We start from the raw sequence: 21,074 nt of genomic DNA, 5'->3' as shown, positions 1-21,074 counted from the left end.
GGTTGGCCTTGCCGCCCGGCAACACGCATATTGGGTGGCGTGACGGTGTCGGAGGATCATCAACCGGATACGGAGTGGCGGCGCTTGGCGCTGGCCGCACTCCGCAGGTCGGGCACGGCTGGCGACGACGCCGGTCCGGAACAGGTCGCGGAGCTGCTCGCCGCCCAGACCTATGACGGGCTGCGGATCCCGGCGCTGCAGACGGCCGGTAGTGCGGACCTGCCGCCGACCGGACTGCCCGGCCGGTTTCCGTTCGTGCGGGGCGCCCGGGCCGCCGGTGGGCTGATCGGTGGGTGGGATGTCCGCCAGCGGCACACCGACGCGAACCACAAAGAGGTTCGTGAGGCCGCGCTCGCCGATCTGGAGAACGGTGCCACCTCGCTCTGGCTGCGGGTCGGTGACGGCGCCTTGCCTCTGGAGGCCTTGCCGGACGCCCTGGACGGCATCCATCTCGATCTCGCGGCCGTGGTCCTGGACTCCGGCGACGCCTTCGCCGCAGCCGGCCCAGCATGGTTCACCCTGCTGGAGGCCCGCGGTGCCGGGACGACTCGCGCTGCCGGGAAGGCTCGTGGTGGGTTCGGTGCTGACCCGTTGGGCTGGCGGGCCCGGACCGGTGACCCGAGCGGACTGGCCGGAGCGCTGCGGGATGCCGCGGTGCTGGCCGCCCGATGCACGGCTCAGGCTCCGGGGCTGCGGGCGATCACCGTCGACGCCACGATCTACCACGATGCCGGTGGTTCCGAGGCGGAGGAGCTGGGCTGTGCGGTGGCGGCCGGGGTCGGCTACCTGCGGGCGCTCACCGGGGCGGGCCTGACCGTGGTGCAGGCTCTGGACCAGTTGGAGTTCCGGTTCGCGGCGACCGCCGACCAGTTCGCCACCATCGCGAAGCTGCGGGCGGCCCGCCGGGTGTGGGCCCGGGTCGCCGAGATCTGTGGTGTGCCGGGGGCGGGTGGGCAGCGCCAGCACGCGGTGACCTCGGCGGCGATGATGACCGCCCGGGACCCGTGGGTGAACCTGCTGCGCACCACGGTCGCCGCGTTCGCCGCGGGAGTGGGCGGGGCCGACGCGGTGACGGTGCTGCCGTTCGATCATCGGCTCGGCCGGCCGGACGGGTTCGCCCGGCGGCTGGCCCGTAACACCCAGATCCTGCTCGTCGAGGAGGCGCATGTGGCGCGGGTGGCGGACCCGGCCGGCGGCTCCTGGTATGTGGAGCGGTACACCGACGAGCTGGCCCGTGCCGCGTGGGACTGGTTCACCACTGTCGAACGTGCCGGTGGGCTCGCCGCCGCTCTGGACAGCGGACTGGTCGCCGACCGTCTCGCCGCTACCTGGCAGCGACGGCGGGAGAACCTCGCGCATCGCCGTGACCCGATCACCGGTGTGAGCGAGTTCCCGAACCTGGACGAGAAGCCGCTGCAGCGGCGCCCGGCCGTGGTGCCGGCCGGGGGTGGCCTGCCTCGGCATCATTACGCGGAGGAGTTCGAGCGTCTGCGGGACCGCAGTGCGGGCCATGAGCCCACGGTTCTGCTGGTCCCGATCGGTTCCCCGGCGGCGTCCGGTCAGCGCGTCACGTTCGCCACCAACCTGTTCGCCGCTGGTGGCATCGCGGTCACCACCGCCCGCGACGAGAACCCGCCCGGCGACGAGAAGCGGCCCGGCGAGGAGAAGAACCCGCCCGGCGACGTGCAACGGCGCGAGAAGCCGCCCGGCGTCGTCTGTCTGTGCGGTTCGGACCGGGACTACGCCGAGCGGGCCGACGCCGTGGCCGAGGAGTGGCGGGCGGCCGGAGCGACCCGGGTCCTGATCGCCGGCCGTGGTGACATCCGGGTCGGCGGGGACGCCATCGCCGTTCTGACCAGCACGCTCGCCGACTTGGGAGTACCGCAGTGATCCCCGATTTCTCCACCGCCGAGCTGACCTCCACCGCGGCGGAAGGTCCGGATGGCGGTCCGGACGGCCGAGCGGAGTGGCAGGCCGCGGTGCTCGCCGAGACCGGGCACACCCCCGACGAGTTGACCTGGCACACGCCCGAGGGCATCGCCGTACCGCCGCTGTTCTCCGGTGTTGATCTTGAGGGTTTGGGTGATCTGGACGGCTATCCGGGTCTCGCGCCGTACCTGCGTGGTCCGTACCCGACGATGTACGTCAACCAGCCGTGGACGGTCCGGCAGTACGCCGGGTTCTCGACCGCGGAGGAGTCGAACGCGTTCTACCGCCGCAACCTGGCCGCCGGGCAGAAGGGCCTGTCGGTGGCGTTCGACCTGCCCACCCACCGTGGTTACGACTCCGACCACCCGCGGGTGACCGGTGACGTCGGGATGGCGGGGGTGGCGATCGACTCGATCTACGACATGCGCCGCCTGTTCGAGGGCATCCCCCTGGACCGGATGAGCGTGTCGATGACGATGAACGGCGCGGTGCTGCCGGTGCTCGCGCTCTACATCGTCGCCGCCGAGGAGCAGGGTGTCGCGCCGGAGAAACTGTCCGGCACGATCCAGAACGACATCCTCAAGGAGTTCATGGTCCGCAACACCTACATCTATCCGCCGGCGCCGTCGATGCGGATCATCTCGGACATCTTCGCGTTCACCTCGCAGCGGATGCCCCGCTTCAACTCGATCTCGATCTCCGGCTACCACCTGCAGGAAGCCGGTGCCTCCGCCGACCTGGAGCTGGCCTACACCCTGGCCGACGGCGTGGAATACCTGCGTGCGGGGCGTAAGGCGGGCCTCGACATCGACGCGTTCGCGCCCCGGCTGTCGTTCTTCTGGGGCGTCGGCATGAACTTCTTCATGGAGGTCGCCAAACTGCGGGCCGGCCGGCTGCTCTGGGCTGAACTGGTGAGCGAGTTCGCGCCGAAGGATCCGCGGTCGACCAGCCTGCGGGCGCACTGCCAGACCTCCGGCTGGTCGCTGACCGCCCAGGACGTCTACAACAACGTGATGCGTACGTGTGTCGAGGCGATGGCCGCGACCCAGGGGCACACCCAGTCGCTGCACACCAACGCCCTCGACGAGGCCCTGGCTCTGCCGACCGACTTCTCCGCCCGGATCGCCCGTAACACCCAGCTGCTGCTGCAGCAGGAGTCCGGCACCACCCGGGCGATCGACCCGTGGGGCGGCAGTGCCTACGTGGAGCGCCTCACCCGGGACCTGGCGGCTCGCGCGCGGGAGCACATCGCCGAGGTCGAGGCGGCCGGTGGGATGGCCCGGGCGATCGACGAGGGCATCCCGAAACTGCGGGTGGAGGAGGCCGCCGCCCGGGTCCAGGCCCGCATCGACTCGGGCCGGCAGACCGTCATCGGCGTCAACAAGTACCGTCCGGACGCCGACGAGCCGATCGACGTTCTCAAGATCGACAACGCGGCGGTACGGGCGGGCCAGGTCGAGCGGCTGCGCCTGCTGCGGGCCGAGCGTGATCAGGACGCCTGCACGTCCGCACTGGACGCGCTGACCCGAGCCGCGGCCGACGGTGACGGGAACCTGCTGGCCCTGGCGGTCGACGCGGCCCGGGCGAAGGCGACCGTCGGCGAGATCTCCGCGGCCCTGGAGCGGGTGTACGGACGGCACGTCGCCCAGATCCGTACGATCTCCGGGGTCTACCGGAAGGAGGCCGGCGTGGTGACCAACATCGAGCAGGCCCGTGCGGCCACCGCCGTGTTCGCCGAGGCGGAGGGCCGCCAGCCGCGGATCCTGGTGGCCAAGATGGGCCAGGACGGCCACGACCGCGGTCAGAAGGTGATCGCCACCGCCTTCGCCGACCTCGGTTTCGACGTGGACGTCGGCCCGCTGTTCGCCACCCCGGCCGAGGTCGCCCGGCAGGCCGTCGAAGCCGACGTGCACATCGTCGGCGTCAACTCCCTCGCGGCCGGCCACCTCACCCTGGTGCCCGCGCTCCGGGACGAACTCGCCGCTCAGGGCCGGTCCGACATCATGATCATCGCGGGTGGGGTGATTCCGCCGCAGGACCACGACGCGCTGCGCGCCGCCGGTGCCGCCGCGATCTTCGGGCCCGGAACCGTCCTCGCCGAGGCCGCGCTCGGTCTGCTCAGCGACCTGTCCGCCCGGCTCGGCCACCCGGGATGACCCCCGAGACGATCGCCGCCGGGGTGCGGTCCCGCATCCCGGCCTGGGTGGCCCGCGCCATCACCCTGGTCGAGTCCACCCGGGCCGACCACCAGATCCGGGCACAGGAACTGCTCGCCCTGCTCACCCCGGACGCCGGCCGATCCCACCGGATCGGCATCAGCGGGGTGCCCGGCGTCGGCAAGTCCACCTTCATCGACACGCTCGGCAGCGACCTCACCGCTGCCGGGCACCGGGTCGCGGTGCTCGCCGTCGACCCGTCGTCGGTGCGTACCGGCGGCAGCATCCTCGGCGACAAGACCCGGATGGCCCGGCTCGCCGCCGACCCGGCCGCCTACGTCCGGCCGTCACCGACCAGCGGCACCCTGGGCGGTGTCGCGAAGACCACCCGTGAGGCGATCGTCGTGGTGGAGGCCGCCGGGTACGACGTGGTGATCGTGGAGACGGTCGGCGTGGGCCAGTCCGAGACCACCGTCGCCGGCATGGTCGACACCTTCCTGTTCCTCGCCCTGGCCCGCGCGGGCGACCAGCTCCAGGGCATCAAGAAAGGCATCCTGGAACTCGCCGACGTCATCGCCGTCAACAAAGCCGACGGCCCGCACGTCGTCGAGGCGAAACGCGCAGCCCGGGACCTGTCCGGCGCGCTGCGGATGCTCGACGACGGCGGTGGCTGGGTGACACCCGTCCTGACGTGCAGTGCCCTGGAGGAGACCGGCGTCGACGAGGTGTGGGCCCAGCTGGCCGCGCACCGCGCGCAGACGGACATCGCCGGGAGGCGGCGGGCCCAGCAGGCGGACTGGATGTGGGCGATGGCCCGGCAAGCCGTGCTGACCCGCTTCGAAACCCACCCGGCGGTACGGGCCACCGCCGGTGACGTACGGCAACGGGTCCTGGACGGGTCCCTCACTCCGGCCCAGGCCGTCCAGGAACTGCTCGCCTCGTACGATCGCGCCTCAGCACTCCCGCAGGCCACCCGGGGATCACTGCCCTTCGGAGCATGACGGCGTGTTCGCGGCCTTCATCTTGGCAGCGACGCCACCATCAAGGCCATCGGCTTCTCCCTGGCCGTCGGCGTCGTCGTGGACGCGTTCATCGTCCGCATGACACTGGTCCCCGCGGTGTTGCACCTGTTGGGCCGCAGCGCATGGTGGCTTCCGCGGTGGCTGGACCGGGCCCTGCCGGACGTGGACATCGAAGGCGCCGGCCTGGCCCGGCCCGGCGGCGCCCACCTGCACCTGCACGCCGGCGACGTCAGGAGCGCGGCCGACGCCGACCGCGGTCCCGACCCCGCCGACACCCCGAGATCCCACGTAGCCCAGGGGCCCCGGCACCGGCGTTGAAGAGATCCCCGGCCCTTCGGGTCAGCCGTCCTTGCGGCCCTGCCAGCGGAACGTGGTCAGGCACAGGGCCAGGCCGCCCAGGCACCAGGCGGTGAGTACCAGGGCGATGCGGCCGTGTTCCCAGGTGCCGGCCGCCTCCAAGGAGGCCGCGGAGTCCGGTAGGAACACCGAGCGGAAGCCCTGCGCCATCCATTTGAGCGGGAACACCGCGCCGAACTGCTGCAACGGCTCCGGCAGGGCGCTCAGCGGCACGATGAAGATGCCGGAGACGAACTGGAGGATCAGGAACGGCAGGTTGACGATCGGTGCCGCGGCCCGGACCGAGCGGGGGATGCTGCTGATGGCGGTGCCCAGCAGCGCGCAGCCGATGACGCCGAGGAGGAAGACCCAGGTGAAGGTGGCCCAGCGGGTGGCGTCCGAGGGCAGCGGCAGGTCGTAGAAGCCCACCCCGACCGCCAGCACGATCACTACTTCGGCTGCGGCGGTGACCAGGACCAGCACGACCTTGCCGACGAAGTAGGCGACCGGCGGCATCGGCACGCCGCGCAGCCGTTTCAGGGTGCCGTCCTCGCGGTCGCTGGTGATGCTGGTGGCGAGGTTGACGAAGCAGGTCGAACCGACACCTGCCGCGATCATGCCGGCGACCAGGAGCTGGCTGGCCGGGATGCCGAGGCCGGCGATCTGCCGGTCGAAGATCGAGCCGAGCAGCACCAGGAGGACGACGGGGAACGCGAACGTGAACACCATGGCGGTGCGTTCGCGGAAGAACTGGCGCAGTTCGACGCCGGCGCGGGCCGCGCAGAGAGACGCGACCGAGGGTTCGCGCAGGGACGCGACCGAGGGTTCGCGCGGGGTGGTCGCGGTGGTCATCGCGGGCTTCCGATCAGGTCGAGGTAGACGTCTTCGAGGGTGGGCCGGTGCACGGCCAGGTGCGGGATCTCCGCGCTGTCACCGAAACGGGCGGCGATGTCCCGTACCGCCGCGGTGGGCTCTTTGGTGTGCAGACTCTGGGTGGCGCCGTTCTCGAGCCAGGTCACCTCGGCCTCGGCCGTCGAGCGGCCGCCCAGCTCGGCGGGGGTGTCGACGGCCAGCACCCGGCCGGCGTTGATCACGCCCACCCGGTCGGCCAGGGTCTCCGCCTCGTCGAGGTAGTGGGTGGTGAGCAGGATGGTGGTGCCGTCCTGCTCGGACAGCAGCCGGATCAGTGCCCAGAACTGACGGCGGGCCTCCGGGTCGAAACCGGTCGTCGGTTCGTCCAGGAACAGCAGGCGGGGCCGGCCGATCACCCCGATGGCGACGTCGACCCGGCGGCGCTGGCCGCCGGAGAGAGTCCGCACCTTGGCGCCGGCCTTGGCGGTCAGGCCGACCAGTTCGATCACCTCGTCGACCGGGCGTGGGCCGGGGTAGTAGCGGGCGAAGTGCCGGACGGTCTCGGCCACCGTCATGTCGGCCATGTCGGAGGCGTTCTGCAGCACCAGCCCGATGCCGTACCGCCAGCGCCGGGAGGCCCGTTGCGGGTCCTCGCCGAGCACCCGGACCTCACCGGAGTCCCGTTTGCGGAAGCCTTCGAGGATCTCGACGGTGGTCGTCTTGCCGGCGCCGTTGGGCCCGAGCAGGGCGAAGATCTCACCTTCGGCGATGTCCAGGTCGACACCGTCGACGGCGGGGGAGCCGTGGTAGCTCTTGCGGAGGTCGCGTACACGTACTGCTTCTGTCACGGGTCAGGTCTCCTGGAGTCGGGGTGGTTCAGGGGTGGGCGGCCCGGCCGGGCGTGGTTACGCTGCGGCCGTGAGCACCCCGGGCCTGTACGCCATCAGCGACCTGCACGTCTCCTATCCCGAGAATCGGCTGATCACCGAGGGGATCCGGCCGGTTCATGACGGTGACTGGCTGATCGTGGCCGGTGACGTGGGCGAGATCTTCGAGGACGTGGTGCGGACCCTGGAACTGCTGGCCGGCCGGTTCGCCAAGGTGATCTGGTCGCCGGGCAATCACGAACTGTGGACGATGAAGGACGATCCGGTGCGGGCCCGTGGTGTGGAGCGCTACCGGCTGCTGGTCGAACAATGCCGCCGGCTCGGTGTGGTCACCCCGGAGGACGAGTTCCCGGTGTGGACGGGTGCCGGTGGACCGGCGGTGGTCGCGCCGCTGTTCCTGCTCTACGACTACACCTTCCGGATGCCGGGACTGGAGACCAAACAGGCGTCGCTGGCCCGGGCGTACGAGGTGGGTGTGGTGTGCACCGACGAGTTCATGCTGCACCCGGACCCGTACGCCAGCCGCGAGGACTGGTGCCGGGCCCGGGTCGAGGAGACCGGCCGCCGTCTCGACGCCGTCGACGAGTCCCTGCCGACCGTGCTGATCAACCACTGGCCGCTGGTCCGGGAACCGACGCGCATTCTGTGGAAGCCCGAATTCGCCCAGTGGTGCGGGACCGAGCTGACCGCGGACTGGCACGTGCGGTACCGGGCCACCGCGGCCGTCTACGGTCACCTGCACATTCCCCGGACTACCTGGTACGACGGCGTCCGCTTCGTGGAGGTGTCGCTCGGCTACCCGCGGGAGTGGCGCCATCGGGGCACCACGCCGGGCACCCCGCGGCTGGTGCTGGGCTGAACCCGGGTCAGGCCACATTGCTGAGCCGAGGACCGAGTTTGATCAGCAGGTCGGCCCGGCGGGCCACGTTGAGCTTGCGGTAGATCTTCGTCAGATGCTGCTCCACGGTGCTCACCGTGACGAACAGTTTGGTGGCGATCTGCCGGTTGGTGCTGCCCTGCGCGGCCAGCATGGCGACCCGCCGTTCGGCGTCGCTGAGCGAGTTGAAGGCCTCGGCGTCGGTCTCGTCGGCGGTCTCGCCCGCCAGGTCGTCGATGTCCGGCATCAGCCGTCCGCGCAGCGCGTCCGCCCGGCATTCACCGGCCAGGTCGTACGCCCGGCGCATGGTCATCCGGGCCCGCTGGAAGTCGCCGAGCGCCCGCTGCGCCTCACCCAGATCGGCCAGGGTGTGCGCCAGTTCCAGGCGGTCGCCGCAGGCTCGCAGGATCTCCGCGCCCTCCCGCAGCAGTGACGGCCGCTGTGCCAGCGGCACCGTGGCGGCCAGCACCCGCAGGGTCGCCGCCCGGGCCCGGTTCGGCTCCGGTGACAGCTGGGTGAGCTGACCCTCGGCCAGGGCCCGCGCCTGTTCCGGCTGGTTGAGCCGCAGGTACGCGTGGGCGGCGTCGACCCGCCACGGTGCGAGCGACGGCAGGTCGAGGTTCCAGCGGGCGGTCAGGTCCCAGCAGGAGATGAAGTCGTCGAGGGCGGCCTGCGCGCGATTGCGGGCCAGGTACAGGCTGCCGCGGGCGCGCAGGAAGGCCAGCGCCCACACGGTGTCGAACATGCTGTCCGGCACCGGGTCGTCGAGCAGCCGGCCGGCCTCGTCGAGCCGGCCGCGGGCGACGTGCGCCATGATCAGGGTGCTGAGGGGGTAGCCGATCGCCGGGCCCCAACTGTCCCGCGACACCATGGCCAGGGCGGCCTCGGCGGAGTGTTCGGCCTCCGCCGGGCGGCCGGAGCGCAGCGCGATGTCGGCCCGGGTGGCCAGCAGCTGGGCCTGCCAGATCGGGGCGGCGTGCGCCATGGCCTGTGCGAGCAGGCGCTCGGTCCACAGTGACGCCGTCTCGAGGTGGTCGCAGTGGACGAGGACGGTGAGCGCGGCGGCGATGATCGTCTGGTTGCGGCCGGCCAGCGGGGAACGTTGCAGGGCCTGTTCGGCGGCGAGGACGGCGGCGAGGCTGGGACCTTTGGCCAGGGTGTCGAGGGCGTGTGCCATCGGGTCGGCGAGGTTCGCGGTCTCGGCGGTGCGGCCGGTGGGGGCCGGATCGGTGTCGTCGTGCCGGAGCAGGCCGGGGCAGGTGAAGCGGATCCAGGCCTTGAGGAGCCGGATCTCCGGCCGGAGCGTGTCGCCGGTGATCCCGTCGAGCAGCTCGACCACTTCGGTGGTACGCCCGAGCCACAGCAGGTAGTGCGCGAGGACCAGCCGGTCGGCCGCGGTGAGGTGCCCGGCCCGGGCGTCGGCCATCAGCTGGTCGAGCCGGTGCTCCGCACAGCCGGGGCCGCTGCGCCATTCGGCCCGGAGCAGGGCGACCCGCAGTTCGGCCCGGCTCCGGTCGTCGGGGGCCCCGTCGTGGGCCAGGCGCAGCAGCCCCACCGCTGTCATGTTGTCGCCGGCGGCGAGCAGGCTCTCGACGGCGGCCCGCAGCACCGGACCGGACCACTCGGGCGCCTGCCCGGCGGCCAGCAGATGCCGGCCGACCGAGAGCGGCGCCGATCCACGTTCGTAGAGCAGGTGCGCCGCCCGGAGGTGCAGGCTCGTCAGGGCGGCCGGTGGGAGCTGGTCGAGGACGGCCTGCCGGGCGCCGGGGTGCGGCAGGCCGGCGCCGGTGACCAGCCCGGCGTTCTCCAGGGCGGTGAGTGCCCGGCTGGCGGCCGCGGTGTCGACCGAGGCTAGCCGGGCGATGGTGAGCGCGTCGGCCGGTGGGGTTCCGTCGAACAGGGCGGCGGCGGCCAGGACCCGGCGCAGTTCCGGGGCGCAGCGTTCGACGTAGCGGCGCAGCGCCGTGGCGTACATGTGTCCCGGCTGGACCTGGCCGTTGCGGTCCAGGTAGGGGGTGCCGGAGGTGCGCAGGTCGTAGATCAGGGTGCGGGTCAGCATCGGGTTGCCGCCGGAGGCCGAAGTGCAGGCGCGCACCAGTGCCTCGTCGGGCCGGCCGCCCAGGATGCCGGTGAGCATCTCGCCGACGCCGTGCCGGGTCAGCGCCGGCAGTGTCAGCTGGTCCTCGGCGGCCAGTTCCATGAACTCGGCGTACAGCTGCGGGTCGGTGGGTTCGACGAGGTCGCCGCCGGTCACCGCGACCAGGATGCGGGAGCTGCGCAGGCGCCGGACCAGGTAGAGCAGGCAGTGCAGGGACAGCGGGTCGACGTGGTGCAGGTCGTCGACGGTCACCAGGATCGGGGTGTGCTCGGCGGCCATGATCAGGTCGGCGGTGGCGGTGGCGAGGATGCCGGCCAGGCGGGGGCCGACCACCATGCGGCCGCGGCCGTGGCGTACCGCCGCCTCGTGGATCTCCCGGACGAGTTCGGCTTTGCCGGTCTTGAGGTACGGCAGATCGTGGCCGAACTGGTTGACCAGGCTCAGCGGCAGTTCGCGTTCGTTGCGGGCGCCGGTGCCGCGCAGCACGGTGAAGCCGGTGTGGTGCGCCTGATCCGCGAAGGCACGGAGCAGGGTTGACTTGCCGCTGACCATCGAACCGGTGGTGGCGAGGACTCCGCCCCGGCCGGCGACCGCGCCGGCCAGTGCCTCCGTGAAGGCGGCGAGTTGTCCCTCTCGTTCGACGAACATGCGTTGCTTCTCCTCGAAGTCACCCCCCGTTTTCCATGACTCTCATCGGCGTATGCCTACGTTGCACAGGTCGAAAAGAATGGTATTCCGGGTGGGATTCTGAACCGTTTAACCTGCGTTGATCAACGCGGCGAGTATGGCACCGGGCAGGGGCGGCCAGCAATGAAAGGAAGCGTTAACAATCGTCGCTGACGGCCTGGCTAAATGGGGCAATTATCATCAAACCCGGCAACATGCGATCACCTTATATCTGGACGAAGCACTCTATACGTTCGCGCTTATAAGCGTCGCTGGCCTGCGAAAACAACACGTACGGTAAAAGTTCGTGTTGTCTCCGTCTCTTTTGTGTGGGAAGTTAACAGATTCTTTCCGGAAACCGACTGGAACCTGAATCGGGAATGCCGGACTAGGGGGTGTCCTGGGGTATGGCGCATCCGCTTAATTCCATAGTGTCCAGCGCGGTCCCGGACGAACCGATGAACAACGAGGAAGAGGCGGCGTGGAGGAAAACGGAGCGGGTGAGGTCTGGCAGCTTCCGGTGGACCGTTCGCAGGCGCCCGCGCGCGAACCCGGCCCGATCGACCTGCGCCGCAACTTCCTGCAGGCCGCCTACAGCGGCATCCCGACCTTCATGGGCCTGCCGGTCTGCCTGGAACCGGCGGACCTGCGCGCCGGTGGCGTCGACGTCGCTGTCCTCGGCGTGCCGCTGGACTCGTCGTCCGGTCACCGGGGTGCCGCTTACGGTCCCCGCGCCCTGCGCTCCGACGAACGCTACCTGTTCAACACGCCCGAGCTGATGATCAGTGCCAGCACTCGGGTCAGTCCGTTCCAGCAGCTCAAGGTGGTCGACTACGGGGACGCCGCGATCGACATCTTCAGCGTGGAGAAGTCGCTGCCCTCGATCGCCGGCACCGTCAAGGAGGTCGCCGAGACCGGAGCCGTGCCGGTGATCCTCGGCGGCGACCACTCGCTGATGATCGCCAGCGTCGGCGCGCTGGCCGACCTGTACGGCCCGGACAAGGTTGGCGTCGTCCACTTCGACGCTCACCCCGACTGTCACGAGCACATCTTCGGTCACCGCATCACCCACGGCACGCCGATCTGGCGGCTGATCGAGGAGAAGAAGATCCCCGGCAAGAACTTCGTGCAGGTCGGGCTGCGCACCCCGACCGGGCCGGATGACCAGCTGTTCAACTGGATGCGGCGGCAGGGACTGCGGACCCACTTCATGGTCGAGATCGAACGCAAGGGCTTCACCGCCGTTCTCGACAAGGTCATCGAGGAGATCCAGGACGGCCCCGAGTTCGTCTACCTGTCACTCGACATCGACGTCCTGGACCCCGCGTACGCCCCCGGCACCGGCACCCCGGAACCCGGCGGCCTGACACCTCGCGAACTCTTTCCGGCCTTCCGGCGGATCTGTGCCGAGACCAACGTCATCGGCATCGACGTGGTGGAGGTCGCCCCGCACCTGGACCCCGGCTACACCACCACGATGAATGCCCGCCGCGCCATCTTCGAGGGCCTGACCGGCCTGGCCATGCGCAAGGCCGGGATGGTCAGCGCCGACTACGTCAACCCGATCGCCTCCGGCCAGCTGAAGTTCCCGCTGACCTGAGCCCTGGAAAGGCCCCGCCGATGACGGCCACTGTCTACGCGCCCGACTCCGCCCAGACCCTCGCCGACGTGGAACGCGCCGCCACCGCGGTCGCCGCCGTCCTCACCGATCGTGGAGTCCGGCCCGGCACCCGGGTGCTGTTCAAAGCCGGCAACTCGGCCGCCTGGGTCACCGTCCTGCTCGGCCTGGCCCGGGCCGGTGCCTCCATCGTGCTGCTCGACCAGCAGGACAAGGCCGAGGAGACCACCCGGATCCACCGGCTGACCCGGGCCGCCCTGACGATCGTCGACGATGACTCGGTGCCGCCGGACGACGGCGAGACGCTGTACGTCTACCAGCTGCTGGCCGAGGCCGCCGCCCGGCCCGCGCCGGTCCTGGACGGTCCCCTCGACCTGGACGAGTGGCGGGCACTGCCGGACGGCCTGATCATGTGGTCGTCCGGGTCGACCGGCGTCCCCAAGGGCATCGTCAAGACCGGCGCGGACTTCCTGCGCAACCTGGAACGCAACGCCGTCCAGATCGGTCACCGGCCGGACGACGTACTGCTCCCGCTGCTGCCCTTCTCCCACCAGTACGGCCTGTCGATGGTCCTGATCGCCTGGCTGGTCCGGTGCTCGCTGGTGGTCGCCCCGTACCGGCGGATCGACCGGGCGCTGCGGATGGCCGGCCAGACCGGGGCCACCGTGATCGACGCGACCCCGGCCAGCTACCGGACCATCCACAACCTGGTCTCCCGGCGCCCCGACCCGCTGGCCGACCTGCGCCACGTCCGGCTCTACTGCAGCGGCGCCGCGCCCCTGGACCCGACCCTGTCCGAGCGTTACGTCGCCCTGTGCGGCAAGCCGCTACTGGACAGTTACGGCAGCACCGAACTCGGCAACGTCGCCTTCGCCACCGCCGAGAACCCGATCGCCACCGGGCAACCGGTCGACGGCATGGGCGTCCGGATCGTCGACGACGCCGGGCAGCCCGTGGAAGCCGGGCGGATCGGCGAGATCGAGGTGGACTCGCCGGATCTGATGCGGGGCTACCTCGGCGAGGACGGCGAAGTGGAACCGGCCCCGCGCACCTGGCGGCGCACCGGTGACCTGGGCCGGCTCGACGCACACGGCAACCTGTTCGTGGCCGGGCGCAAACTGGCCGTGCGGCGGATGGGGTACACGCTCTACCCGGAACTGATCGAGGCCCGGATGGCCGAGGCCGGCTGCTCCACCAAGGTCATCGCCACTCCGGACGAGCGCCGCGGCAGCTCCCTCACCTTCTTCGTCGAGGACGAGGACGGCGCGGACGTCGCCTACTGGCGGGCCCGCATCGACGCGGTGCTCCCGGCGTACGAGCAGCCCAACAAGGTCGTCGTGCTGCCCCGGCTGCCCCTCAACCGCAACGGCAAACCCGACCGCGCCGCCCTGGAGTCCCTGGCATGACCAGCGCCATCGTCTTCCCCGCTCTCTCCCCGGTCCGGCGACGAGACCTCGGGACATTCCTGATGATCTCGCCGTACGCCCGGCAGCGGCTCGCTGAAGCCGACGACACCCTCGGGTACCACCTCGCCGACGCCCTCGCCGACGCGCCGGAGGACGACTACTCACCACCGGTACAGGTCGCGGTGCTGCTCGCCTGCCTCGCCCTGGCCGACTGGGCGCAACAGGAACTCGGCGCCGACCCGGCGTACTGCGCCGGCCCCAGCTTCGGCGAACGGGCCGCCCTGAGCTGGACCGGAGCGCTCCCGGCGGCCGACACGGTGCGCCTGGTGGACGAGATCGCCCGTACCGAACAGGAGTATTTCGCCACCGAACACCGCGACGTCGTCACCCACTCGTTCACCCGCGTGCCCGAACTCGGCGAACTGCTGGCCGGGCTGGCCTGGTACGAGATCTCCGGTCGGCTGGACACCGACTTCCACATGGTGACGCTGCGGGAGGACGAGCTGGACGGGTTCAAAGCGGCGATCAGCGACGCCGGCGGCTACTCCCTCTACACGATGCGCCCGCCCGCACACGCCGCCCTGTTCACCGGAGTCCGGGACCGCATGGAGCAGGTGTACGCCCGGTACGAGCTGGCGGCCCCCCGCGTCCCGATCATCTCGTACCACGACGGCGCCGAGATCACCGAGCCCGATGCGCTGCGTACCGCCCTGCTCGACGGTTTCGTCCGGCCGATCCGCTGGCTGGACACCATCCAGGGCTTGCGCGACCGGGGTGTGGACCGGCTGTGGATCGCCGGGCCCGACACGATGCTCGCCAAACTGCGGGGCACCACCGCCGCCTTCGACGTCGAACTCTGCGACCTGCGGCGCGCCCTGGTCCGCCCGCGCCGCTGACGCTTTTCCCGACGCCCGGGAGCATTACCTGGCTTCACCCGCGCCGCGCACGGAGCCGGAGTAAATTGATCAGGGCATACTTCGACGCCGATCCGGAACCGGTCAGCGATGCCGGACGGGTGAATTCCCGCCTCGCGGGCCCGTTACCCGATCGTGGTCATCGGCGTTACGGCAATGGTGCGCCGTAAGGTGGTCACGATCCGCCCCGGGGCCGATGGGCCGGAACAGTCACGAGCATTCAGGAGACGTCATGATTCAGTGGGCCTGTTCGACCGCTTACCGCCTCGCCCGCCGCACCGGTGAAGGCGGAAGTTAGGGAATTCCCACGGTCGCCCATCCCACGAGGACCGTCGCCAGCACGACCAGGACCGCCGATACCGTGAGTGCCGCCGCGAGCAGCCTGGCAGGCCCGATGACAGTGGTCAGGCGGAACGCGAAGTTGCCGCCCTCGCCGGTCGAATCGGCTAGATGATCCTTCGGTCTGGGACGTGAGAACCCCGGTCTCGACATGGCCGATCCTCCGCATGGTGATCGATAGAGCGTGATGTAACCATCCGCAGAATGCCCAGAGAATCGCCATCAGGCAAGGGCTGCCGAATAACCTCAGCCCACCGTAAGAGGCCGTTCTCGGACAGCGCACAAAAGACCCTCGACCGAGTCGCATCACCCGCTAGAGTATTTCCCCCTCTCCAACTGCTGGGCATCATTGGTGACTCAGACAGCCAGGGGGGCCGGGACCGATGTCATCGCCGCTACCCGATCGAGAGAGAACGCATCGCTGGAGGACACCGGTCGCCGTGGCGGGCTTTTTCGCCGCCTCGCTTCTCGGCATCGTCGCCGACATCGCCGAACTGGGTGTCGTTCCCACGCTGCTGGCTCGCGGACTGCTGATCGCGGTCGTACTCACCGGCCTGGTCGTTCTCGCCGTCAAGATCTGGCAGGTCTACTACGAGGCGAAGGTGCGCGAATTGCGCAAACAGGTGGCGGTCGAGGCGGAGCGGGTGACCCTCGTCCGTGCCGCGCACCAGCGCTGCCTGGAGGCCATCGAACGGATCAGTGAACGCGAACGCCCGCTGTACTCCGAGACCCTCGAAGTCACCATCAACATCGGGACGGACGACGAATCGGACCTCATCGTCGAGCGCCGGGTCACCACTCCCGAACCGCTGGTGACCAACCGGACGATGCGCCCGATCGTTCCGATGCACGGTGAACAGATCGCCACCCTCGAGGCGATCGGCTTCCGGGCCTACCGGGCCGACGGCGAGATAACGCTGATCCCGGTGCGTGAACAGATCAACAAACTGAAGGTATGGCTGGTCTTCGACCCGCCGATCCACACGAAGACCGAGTGGCGGGTCGAGTACCGCCCCAAGGAACTGTGGGGACCGTTCCGCCGCCGCGGATTCGACACCCTGCACTGGGACGACCGGTTGCAGACCGCCAACGGTGCGCCGTCCGCCTTCACCAGCTTCACCGCGATCTTCCGGTTTCCGCCGAGCACCCAGCAGCCGACGGTCAAGGAACAGAACGGGTACGGGCAACTGATGGGCTTCGAACAGAAGTCCGACCGGACATGGGAGGTCACCTGGCGCGACGATCAGCCGGCCGGGCGCCGCTACGGCTGGGATTTCGCGCAACCCGGAGGGGGCGTGCCGCGACAGTGAACAGCGCGACCGGACCGGGATCAGAGCGGCAGGTCCACCGGCGCGATGGTGTCGAAGGCGTCACCCGGGCCCGGATTGGTGGCCGGGGTGACGCCGCCCAAGTGGTTCAGGACACCCCAGACCGCGTTCAGAGCCGTCGTCACCGCGCCCTCGGCGAAACCGCCGGTCCAGGAGACGTCGTCGCCGGCCAGGAACACCCCGCGCTGGTGGGACGGCAGGCCACGCTGCATGAAGTGGGTGTAGAGACGGCGCTGGTAGCGGTAGTGGCCGGGCAGGTTCGCCTTGAACGCGCCCATGAAGTTCGGCTCGGTCTCCCACGTCACCGTCACCGGCGCGGCGATGACCCGGCTCCGGATGTCCGTACCCGGATAGATCCGGCCCAGATGGCGCAGCATCACGTCCAGACGGGCGGCCGGTGGCAGCGCGGCCGTCTTCAGCGAGTCGTCGTTCCACGTGTAGGACAGGCACATCACCCCGGGCTCGGCCGGCCCGCCGTCGAACAGGTAGACCCCGCGCGGTGACCGGTCGGTGAGTGTCATACCCATCGCCGGACGGCCGGTGCGGTGGTCGACATCGGTCCAGAACGGCCTGTCGACCAGGGCGAACAACTTCGAAGCACCCATGTAGTGGGTACGTTCCACAGCGGTCCACACGTCGGTGGTGAACAGGTCCTCGGCCGTGTCGATCCGGTTCAGCAGCAGGCGCACCTGGGGCGTGAGCACCACCGCCGGGAACTCGCCGCTCCCGTCGACGGCGTCCACCCGGAATCCACCGGCGCCGCGGGAGATCCGGGCGACGGCCGGTCGCGGCCCACCGGGATGCAGCGCGGCCAGCGAGGTGCCGGCCGGCCAGTGCGCCATCCGGTCCGGCGCGTGGTCCCAGAGCCGCAACGGCAACTGCTGAGCGCCCTCGGCCAGAGTCAGATGCCGGTCGTCGGCCCCGGTGTAGACGACCCGCAGGATCTCCAACATCGAGTTGGGGAAATCGGTGTCCCAGCCGCCGGTACCGAACCCGACCTGGCCGAAGATCTCCCGGTGCCGGAACGAGGCGAACGCGGGGGAGGCGGCCAGGAAACCGTAGAACGACTGGTCGTCCAGCAGCGGCACCAGACGGTTCCACAGGGCCTTGAGCGTCGGGGTGTCCCGGCGGCGGATCGCCGACTCCACCGCGCTGAAGTCGGCACCCTCCTCCAGAAGCTTCGCCCACGCGTCGGCGACCTCCTGATACACCGTCGGCAGATCGTCGGCGTCCCGGGCGAAGTGCCGTTCGCCGTTGACGTCCACGACGGTGTAGGGGGTGGCCGGGGCGAGCGGATTGGGGAACGGGCGGGTGCTGAGCCCGGCCAGGCCGATGTAGTGGAACAGCGTGGTGGCCGCCGGCGGGAACCGCATCGCCCCCAGTTCGGCGATCGCCCCCGGATGCCCGGGAAAGGACACCGACCGCATCCGCCCGCCCAGTTGCTCGGCTTCGAACACCACCGGGCGCAGCCCCAGGCGCATCAGCTCGTAAGCGGCGACGATCCCGGCGATCCCTCCGCCGACGACCGCCACCGAGGTGCCGAGCCGGTCGGCCGGCAGCATGCCGAGACCGTCCGGGTGGGCCAGCCAGCGGTCGTACCCGAACGGGAAGTCCGGCCCGAACATGGTGACCGGCGGCGCCTCACCGAACGTGGTCATCGTGCCGGCCCGTACAGGTCGGGACGGCGGTCGGCCAGGTACGGGGTGGCCCGCCGCGCCGCGGTCAGCACCGCCGGATCGAGGTCGGCGAAGAACAGCGTCTCCGCCCGGTCCGGCGGGCACTCGGCCAGCAGTGTGCCGTCCGGGGCGGCGACCCGGCTCAGCCCGCAATAGCCGTCGGCGCTCGCGCTGTACCAGTTCACGTAGGCGATGAACATCTGACTCTCGAAGGCCCGCGCCGGCACCAGCGTGCACGCGACCACCTCCCAGGGCCGAACCAGCGCCGTCGGTACGATCAACAGATCGGTCCCGGCCAGCGCGTGAGCCCGGACCGTCTCGGGGAACTCCACGTCGTAACAGACCAGCAGGCCCACGGTGAGAGCGCCGACGGTGGCCTGCACGACCAGTTCGTCACCGGCGCTGAAGACCGAGTTGTCGAACTCGCCGTACAGGTGGGTCTTGCGATACCGGGCCGTGGTGGCGCCGGTGATCCGCACACTGTTGTAGATCCGGTCGCCGTCGAGTTCCGGCCAGCCGTAGACGATGGACACCCCGGTCCGCTCGGCGATCGCCCGGACACCGTCGGCCAGCGGCCCACCGTCCGGCTCGGCCAGTTCCGCGGTCCGGGCCCGGCCCAGGTGGTAGCCGGTCGCCGACATCTCCGGCGTGATCAGCAGCGCCGCACCGCCGTCCGCCGCCCGCTCCGCGGCCAGGAACAGCCGGGACAGGAAGCCCGCGCGGTACGGCCGGCCCGCCACCCATTCCGGTTGCCAGCACGCGACCCGCGTCGTCCCCGCAGTTTCCGTAGCATTCACCGGTCGTTCGCCCCGCATTTCGAGCAGGCATTGTGTCGTGACCGGCAATTGCTATCCACGCGCCCCGGAATCGGCAACCCCTACCCGGCCGGACCACCCCAGTGCGCAATTCCACAAAGCCCGGAAAATGAATGGCACCTATGCTGGCGGGGTGTCCGACCGCGACCCCCCGCGCCTCCGGCGTCCCCGTCATCGTCTCGATCGCCGCGCCCTCGGCTGGTGGAGTGTGCAGGCCGCCGTCGTCGCCGTGCCCCCGGTCGCGGTCCTCGCCCTGCTGACCGCGCTGATCCCCCCGGCCCGCTTCTGGCTGGGGCTCAGCTGCGCGATCGTCGGCACGATCGGGCTGATCTACGTCCTGGCCATGCCGTTCTGGCGATACCGGGTGCACCGCTGGGAGAGCACCGCCGACGCGGTCTACGCCGTCTCCGGCTGGTTCTGGCAGCGGTCCCGGATCGCTCCGCTGGCCCGGCTGCAGACGGTGGACACCGTCAGCGGCCCGATCCAGCGGCTGTTCGGGCTCACCGGCCTGATCGTGACCACCGCGTCGGCGGCCGGCCCGATCCGCATCCAGGGCCTCGATCGCGCGCTCGCCGAACAACTCGCCGAACAACTCGCCGGCCGGGCCCAGGAGCATCCCGGAGACGGTCAATGACCACAGCCGACTGGCAGCGGCTGCACCCCCGGATGGTCGCGATCAGTCTCACCTGGCTGGTCCCGCCACTCGGCTCGATCCTGGTGACCCTGCTGCTCACCGGCGGTGACCTGGACCTGGCCGCGGTGATCACGACCGGTTCGATCTGCCTCAGCTTCGTGATCATCGCGGTGGCGTTCACGGTCCGGCTGCGCACCACCCGCTACCGGATCACCGGCGACCGGGTGGAGCTGCGCACCGGCGCGTTCCTGCGGCGCTACCGGACCATCCCCCGGGACCGGATCCGCACCGTCGACGTCACCGCCACCCCGCTGCACCGGCTGCTCGGGCTGCGCGCGGTCCGGATCAGCACCGGCGAGCACGTGGCCGGCGACGGCCGGCACCTCACCCTCGACGGCGTGACCGCCGAACACGCTGACCGGCTGCGGCGGCTGGCCCGGGCCGGCATCGGCGGCGACCGCGTCATCGCCGCGCTGACCTGGCGCTGGCTGCGGTACGCCCCGCTCACTCTGTGGGGTGTCGCCGGGGTCGGCTTCGTGGCCGGCGGATTCGCCCGGCTGCTCGACTCGCTGCGGATCAACCCGGCCGAGGTCGGCTTCCTGCGCGACATCTGGTTCACCCTGGCCGGCCTGCCACTGTGGCTGGCGATCGTCGTACCGATCCTGGTCGTCGTTCTTCTCGGCGTGGTCACCTCGCTCGCCACCTTCGTCGAGACGTGGTGGGACTACCGCCTCGACGAAGCCGGCGAGGGAGCCTTCCGGCTGCACCGCGGCCTGTTCAGCACCCGGTCGGTGTGGCTGGAACGCCGCCGGCTGCACGGGGTGCAGATCACCGAACCGCTGCCGCTGCGCCTGGCCCGCGGCGCCCGCCTGAACGCCGTCGCCACCGGCCTCGGCTCCGCCGACGACCGGCCGACGTCGATGCGCAGCGCCCTGCTGCCGCCCGCCTCCCGGACCGAGGTGGAACACATCGCCACCACCGTCCTGGGCGAGCCGCCGGACCTGCTCGACGGCATCGTCCTGGCCGGAGCGCCCCGGGCCGCGCTGCGCCGCCGGATCACCTGGGCGCTGGGCGCCGTCGCCGTCGCCGAACTGCCGCTGGTGATCCTCGGCGTGCTGCTCACCGACGTACTGCTGTGGATCGCCGGGATCTCCGCCCTGGTACTGCTGCCGGTCGCGCTGGCCGCTGCGGTGGACGCCTACCGCAACCTCGGCACCGGACTGCACGGCCCCTACCTGGTGACCCGCTGCGGGACCTACGCCCGCCGCACCGTCCTGCTCGACCGCTCCTCGATCATCGGCTGGGGCGTCGATCAGTCGGCCGCCCAGCGCCGTGCCGGACTGGCCACCCTGGTCGCCTTCGTCGCCGCCGGCCGGGGCGGATTCCGCATTCGCGACATCGCCCTCACCGACGGCCTCACCCTCATCGACGAGGCCACTCCAGGAATGCTCGAACCATTCCTCGTCTAGGGGTGCGGCAGGGGCTTCGGCAGTAGGTGACCGCGCATAGCTTCACACCGAA

The 21,074-nt window shown here is 70.6% G+C and carries 15 protein-coding genes and 1 pseudogene; 11 read left to right on the top strand and 5 right to left on the bottom strand.

Annotated elements, in window-relative coordinates; all coding sequences use genetic code 11:
• The first annotated feature begins 39 nt into the window (after window positions 1-39).
• From BLU81_RS13750 to BLU81_RS48230, 4 genes and pseudogenes are all read left to right on the top strand, one after another.
• On the top strand, window positions 40-1,890 hold the full coding sequence (locus tag BLU81_RS13750) for a methylmalonyl-CoA mutase subunit beta (protein WP_197686224.1): 1,851 nt from the start codon (window positions 40-42) through the stop codon (window positions 1,888-1,890).
• Window positions 1,887-4,085, top strand: a complete 2,199-nt coding sequence (gene scpA / locus BLU81_RS13745; RefSeq protein ID WP_231954496.1) for a methylmalonyl-CoA mutase — start codon at window positions 1,887-1,889, stop codon at window positions 4,083-4,085. The genes BLU81_RS13750 and scpA overlap by 4 nt, the downstream gene beginning before the upstream one ends.
• Complete coding sequence (meaB, locus tag BLU81_RS13740; protein ID WP_092544839.1) at window positions 4,082-5,086, top strand: methylmalonyl Co-A mutase-associated GTPase MeaB; 1,005 nt, start codon at window positions 4,082-4,084, stop codon at window positions 5,084-5,086. Before scpA ends, meaB begins: the two co-directional genes overlap by 4 nt.
• A 30-nt stretch (window positions 5,087-5,116) precedes the next feature.
• Window positions 5,117-5,425: pseudogene (locus BLU81_RS48230) on the top strand (MMPL family transporter); the annotation flags it as partial.
• A gap of 21 nt (window positions 5,426-5,446) precedes the next feature.
• Here BLU81_RS48230 and BLU81_RS13730 read toward each other — a convergent pair.
• Window positions 5,447-6,295, bottom strand: a complete 849-nt coding sequence (locus BLU81_RS13730) for an ABC transporter permease (protein WP_092544837.1) — start codon at window positions 6,293-6,295, stop codon at window positions 5,447-5,449.
• Window positions 6,292-7,143: an ABC transporter ATP-binding protein gene (locus tag BLU81_RS13725; protein ID WP_092544835.1), complete on the bottom strand. Its 852-nt coding sequence runs from the start codon at window positions 7,141-7,143 to the stop codon at window positions 6,292-6,294. Before BLU81_RS13725 ends, BLU81_RS13730 begins: the two co-directional genes overlap by 4 nt.
• 34 nt (window positions 7,144-7,177) lie before the next feature.
• Between BLU81_RS13725 and BLU81_RS13720 the strand changes: the two genes are divergently transcribed.
• Window positions 7,178-8,041, top strand: a complete 864-nt coding sequence (locus BLU81_RS13720; protein WP_373873382.1) for a metallophosphoesterase family protein — start codon at window positions 7,178-7,180, stop codon at window positions 8,039-8,041.
• Window positions 8,042-8,048: 7 nt separating this feature from the next.
• Here the strand turns inward: BLU81_RS13720 and BLU81_RS13715 are convergent, their stop codons facing one another.
• Entirely contained in the window at window positions 8,049-10,805 is a 2,757-nt protein-coding gene (locus tag BLU81_RS13715; RefSeq protein ID WP_092544833.1) for a helix-turn-helix transcriptional regulator, read from the bottom strand.
• A 499-nt stretch (window positions 10,806-11,304) separates the two neighbouring features.
• Between BLU81_RS13715 and BLU81_RS13710 the strand changes: the two genes are divergently transcribed.
• The 4 genes from BLU81_RS13710 to BLU81_RS13690 all read left to right on the top strand — a co-directional run bounded on the left by BLU81_RS13710 (window position 11,305) and on the right by BLU81_RS13690 (window position 16,410).
• The gene (locus tag BLU81_RS13710) at window positions 11,305-12,423 is read left to right on the top strand and encodes an agmatinase family protein (RefSeq protein WP_092544831.1); all 1,119 of its coding nucleotides are present in this window, start codon (window positions 11,305-11,307) and stop codon (window positions 12,421-12,423) included.
• A 20-nt stretch (window positions 12,424-12,443) separates the two neighbouring features.
• Window positions 12,444-13,847 carry a class I adenylate-forming enzyme family protein gene (locus BLU81_RS13705; protein WP_092544829.1) on the top strand — a complete coding sequence of 468 codons (1,404 nt, stop codon included), beginning with the start codon at window positions 12,444-12,446 and terminating at the stop codon, window positions 13,845-13,847.
• Window positions 13,844-14,743: an ACP S-malonyltransferase gene (locus tag BLU81_RS13700; RefSeq protein ID WP_092544827.1), complete on the top strand. Its 900-nt coding sequence runs from the start codon at window positions 13,844-13,846 to the stop codon at window positions 14,741-14,743. The genes BLU81_RS13705 and BLU81_RS13700 overlap by 4 nt, the downstream gene beginning before the upstream one ends.
• Window positions 14,744-15,540: 797 nt before the next feature.
• Window positions 15,541-16,410 (top strand): hypothetical protein, encoded by an 870-nt coding sequence (locus BLU81_RS13690; RefSeq protein ID WP_231954495.1) that lies wholly within the window; start codon window positions 15,541-15,543, stop codon window positions 16,408-16,410.
• Window positions 16,411-16,430: 20 nt separating this feature from the next.
• Here BLU81_RS13690 and BLU81_RS13685 read toward each other — a convergent pair whose 3' ends face one another.
• Window positions 16,431-18,086 carry a flavin monoamine oxidase family protein gene (locus BLU81_RS13685; RefSeq protein WP_197686223.1) on the bottom strand — a complete coding sequence of 552 codons (1,656 nt, stop codon included), beginning with the start codon at window positions 18,084-18,086 and terminating at the stop codon, window positions 16,431-16,433.
• Window positions 18,083-18,901, bottom strand: a complete 819-nt coding sequence (locus BLU81_RS13680) for a carbon-nitrogen hydrolase family protein (RefSeq protein WP_231954494.1) — start codon at window positions 18,899-18,901, stop codon at window positions 18,083-18,085. Before BLU81_RS13680 ends, BLU81_RS13685 begins: the two co-directional genes overlap by 4 nt.
• A 151-nt stretch (window positions 18,902-19,052) precedes the next feature.
• Here BLU81_RS13680 and BLU81_RS13675 point away from each other — a divergent pair, with 151 nt between their 5' ends.
• Both BLU81_RS13675 and BLU81_RS13670 read left to right on the top strand, forming a co-directional pair.
• Entirely contained in the window at window positions 19,053-19,553 is a 501-nt protein-coding gene (locus BLU81_RS13675) for a PH domain-containing protein (protein ID WP_231954493.1), read from the top strand.
• Window positions 19,550-21,022, top strand: coding sequence for a PH domain-containing protein (locus tag BLU81_RS13670; protein WP_092544817.1), 1,473 nt, complete (start codon window positions 19,550-19,552; stop codon window positions 21,020-21,022). Before BLU81_RS13675 ends, BLU81_RS13670 begins: the two co-directional genes overlap by 4 nt.
• Window positions 21,023-21,074: the final 52 nt, after the last annotated feature.

It is taken from the genome of Actinoplanes derwentensis (assembly GCF_900104725.1).
GTDB classification, from domain to species: domain Bacteria; phylum Actinomycetota; class Actinomycetes; order Mycobacteriales; family Micromonosporaceae; genus Actinoplanes; species Actinoplanes derwentensis.
Note: the sequence above shows the minus strand (reverse complement) of the source record. Positions and strands in the feature narration are given on the sequence as shown.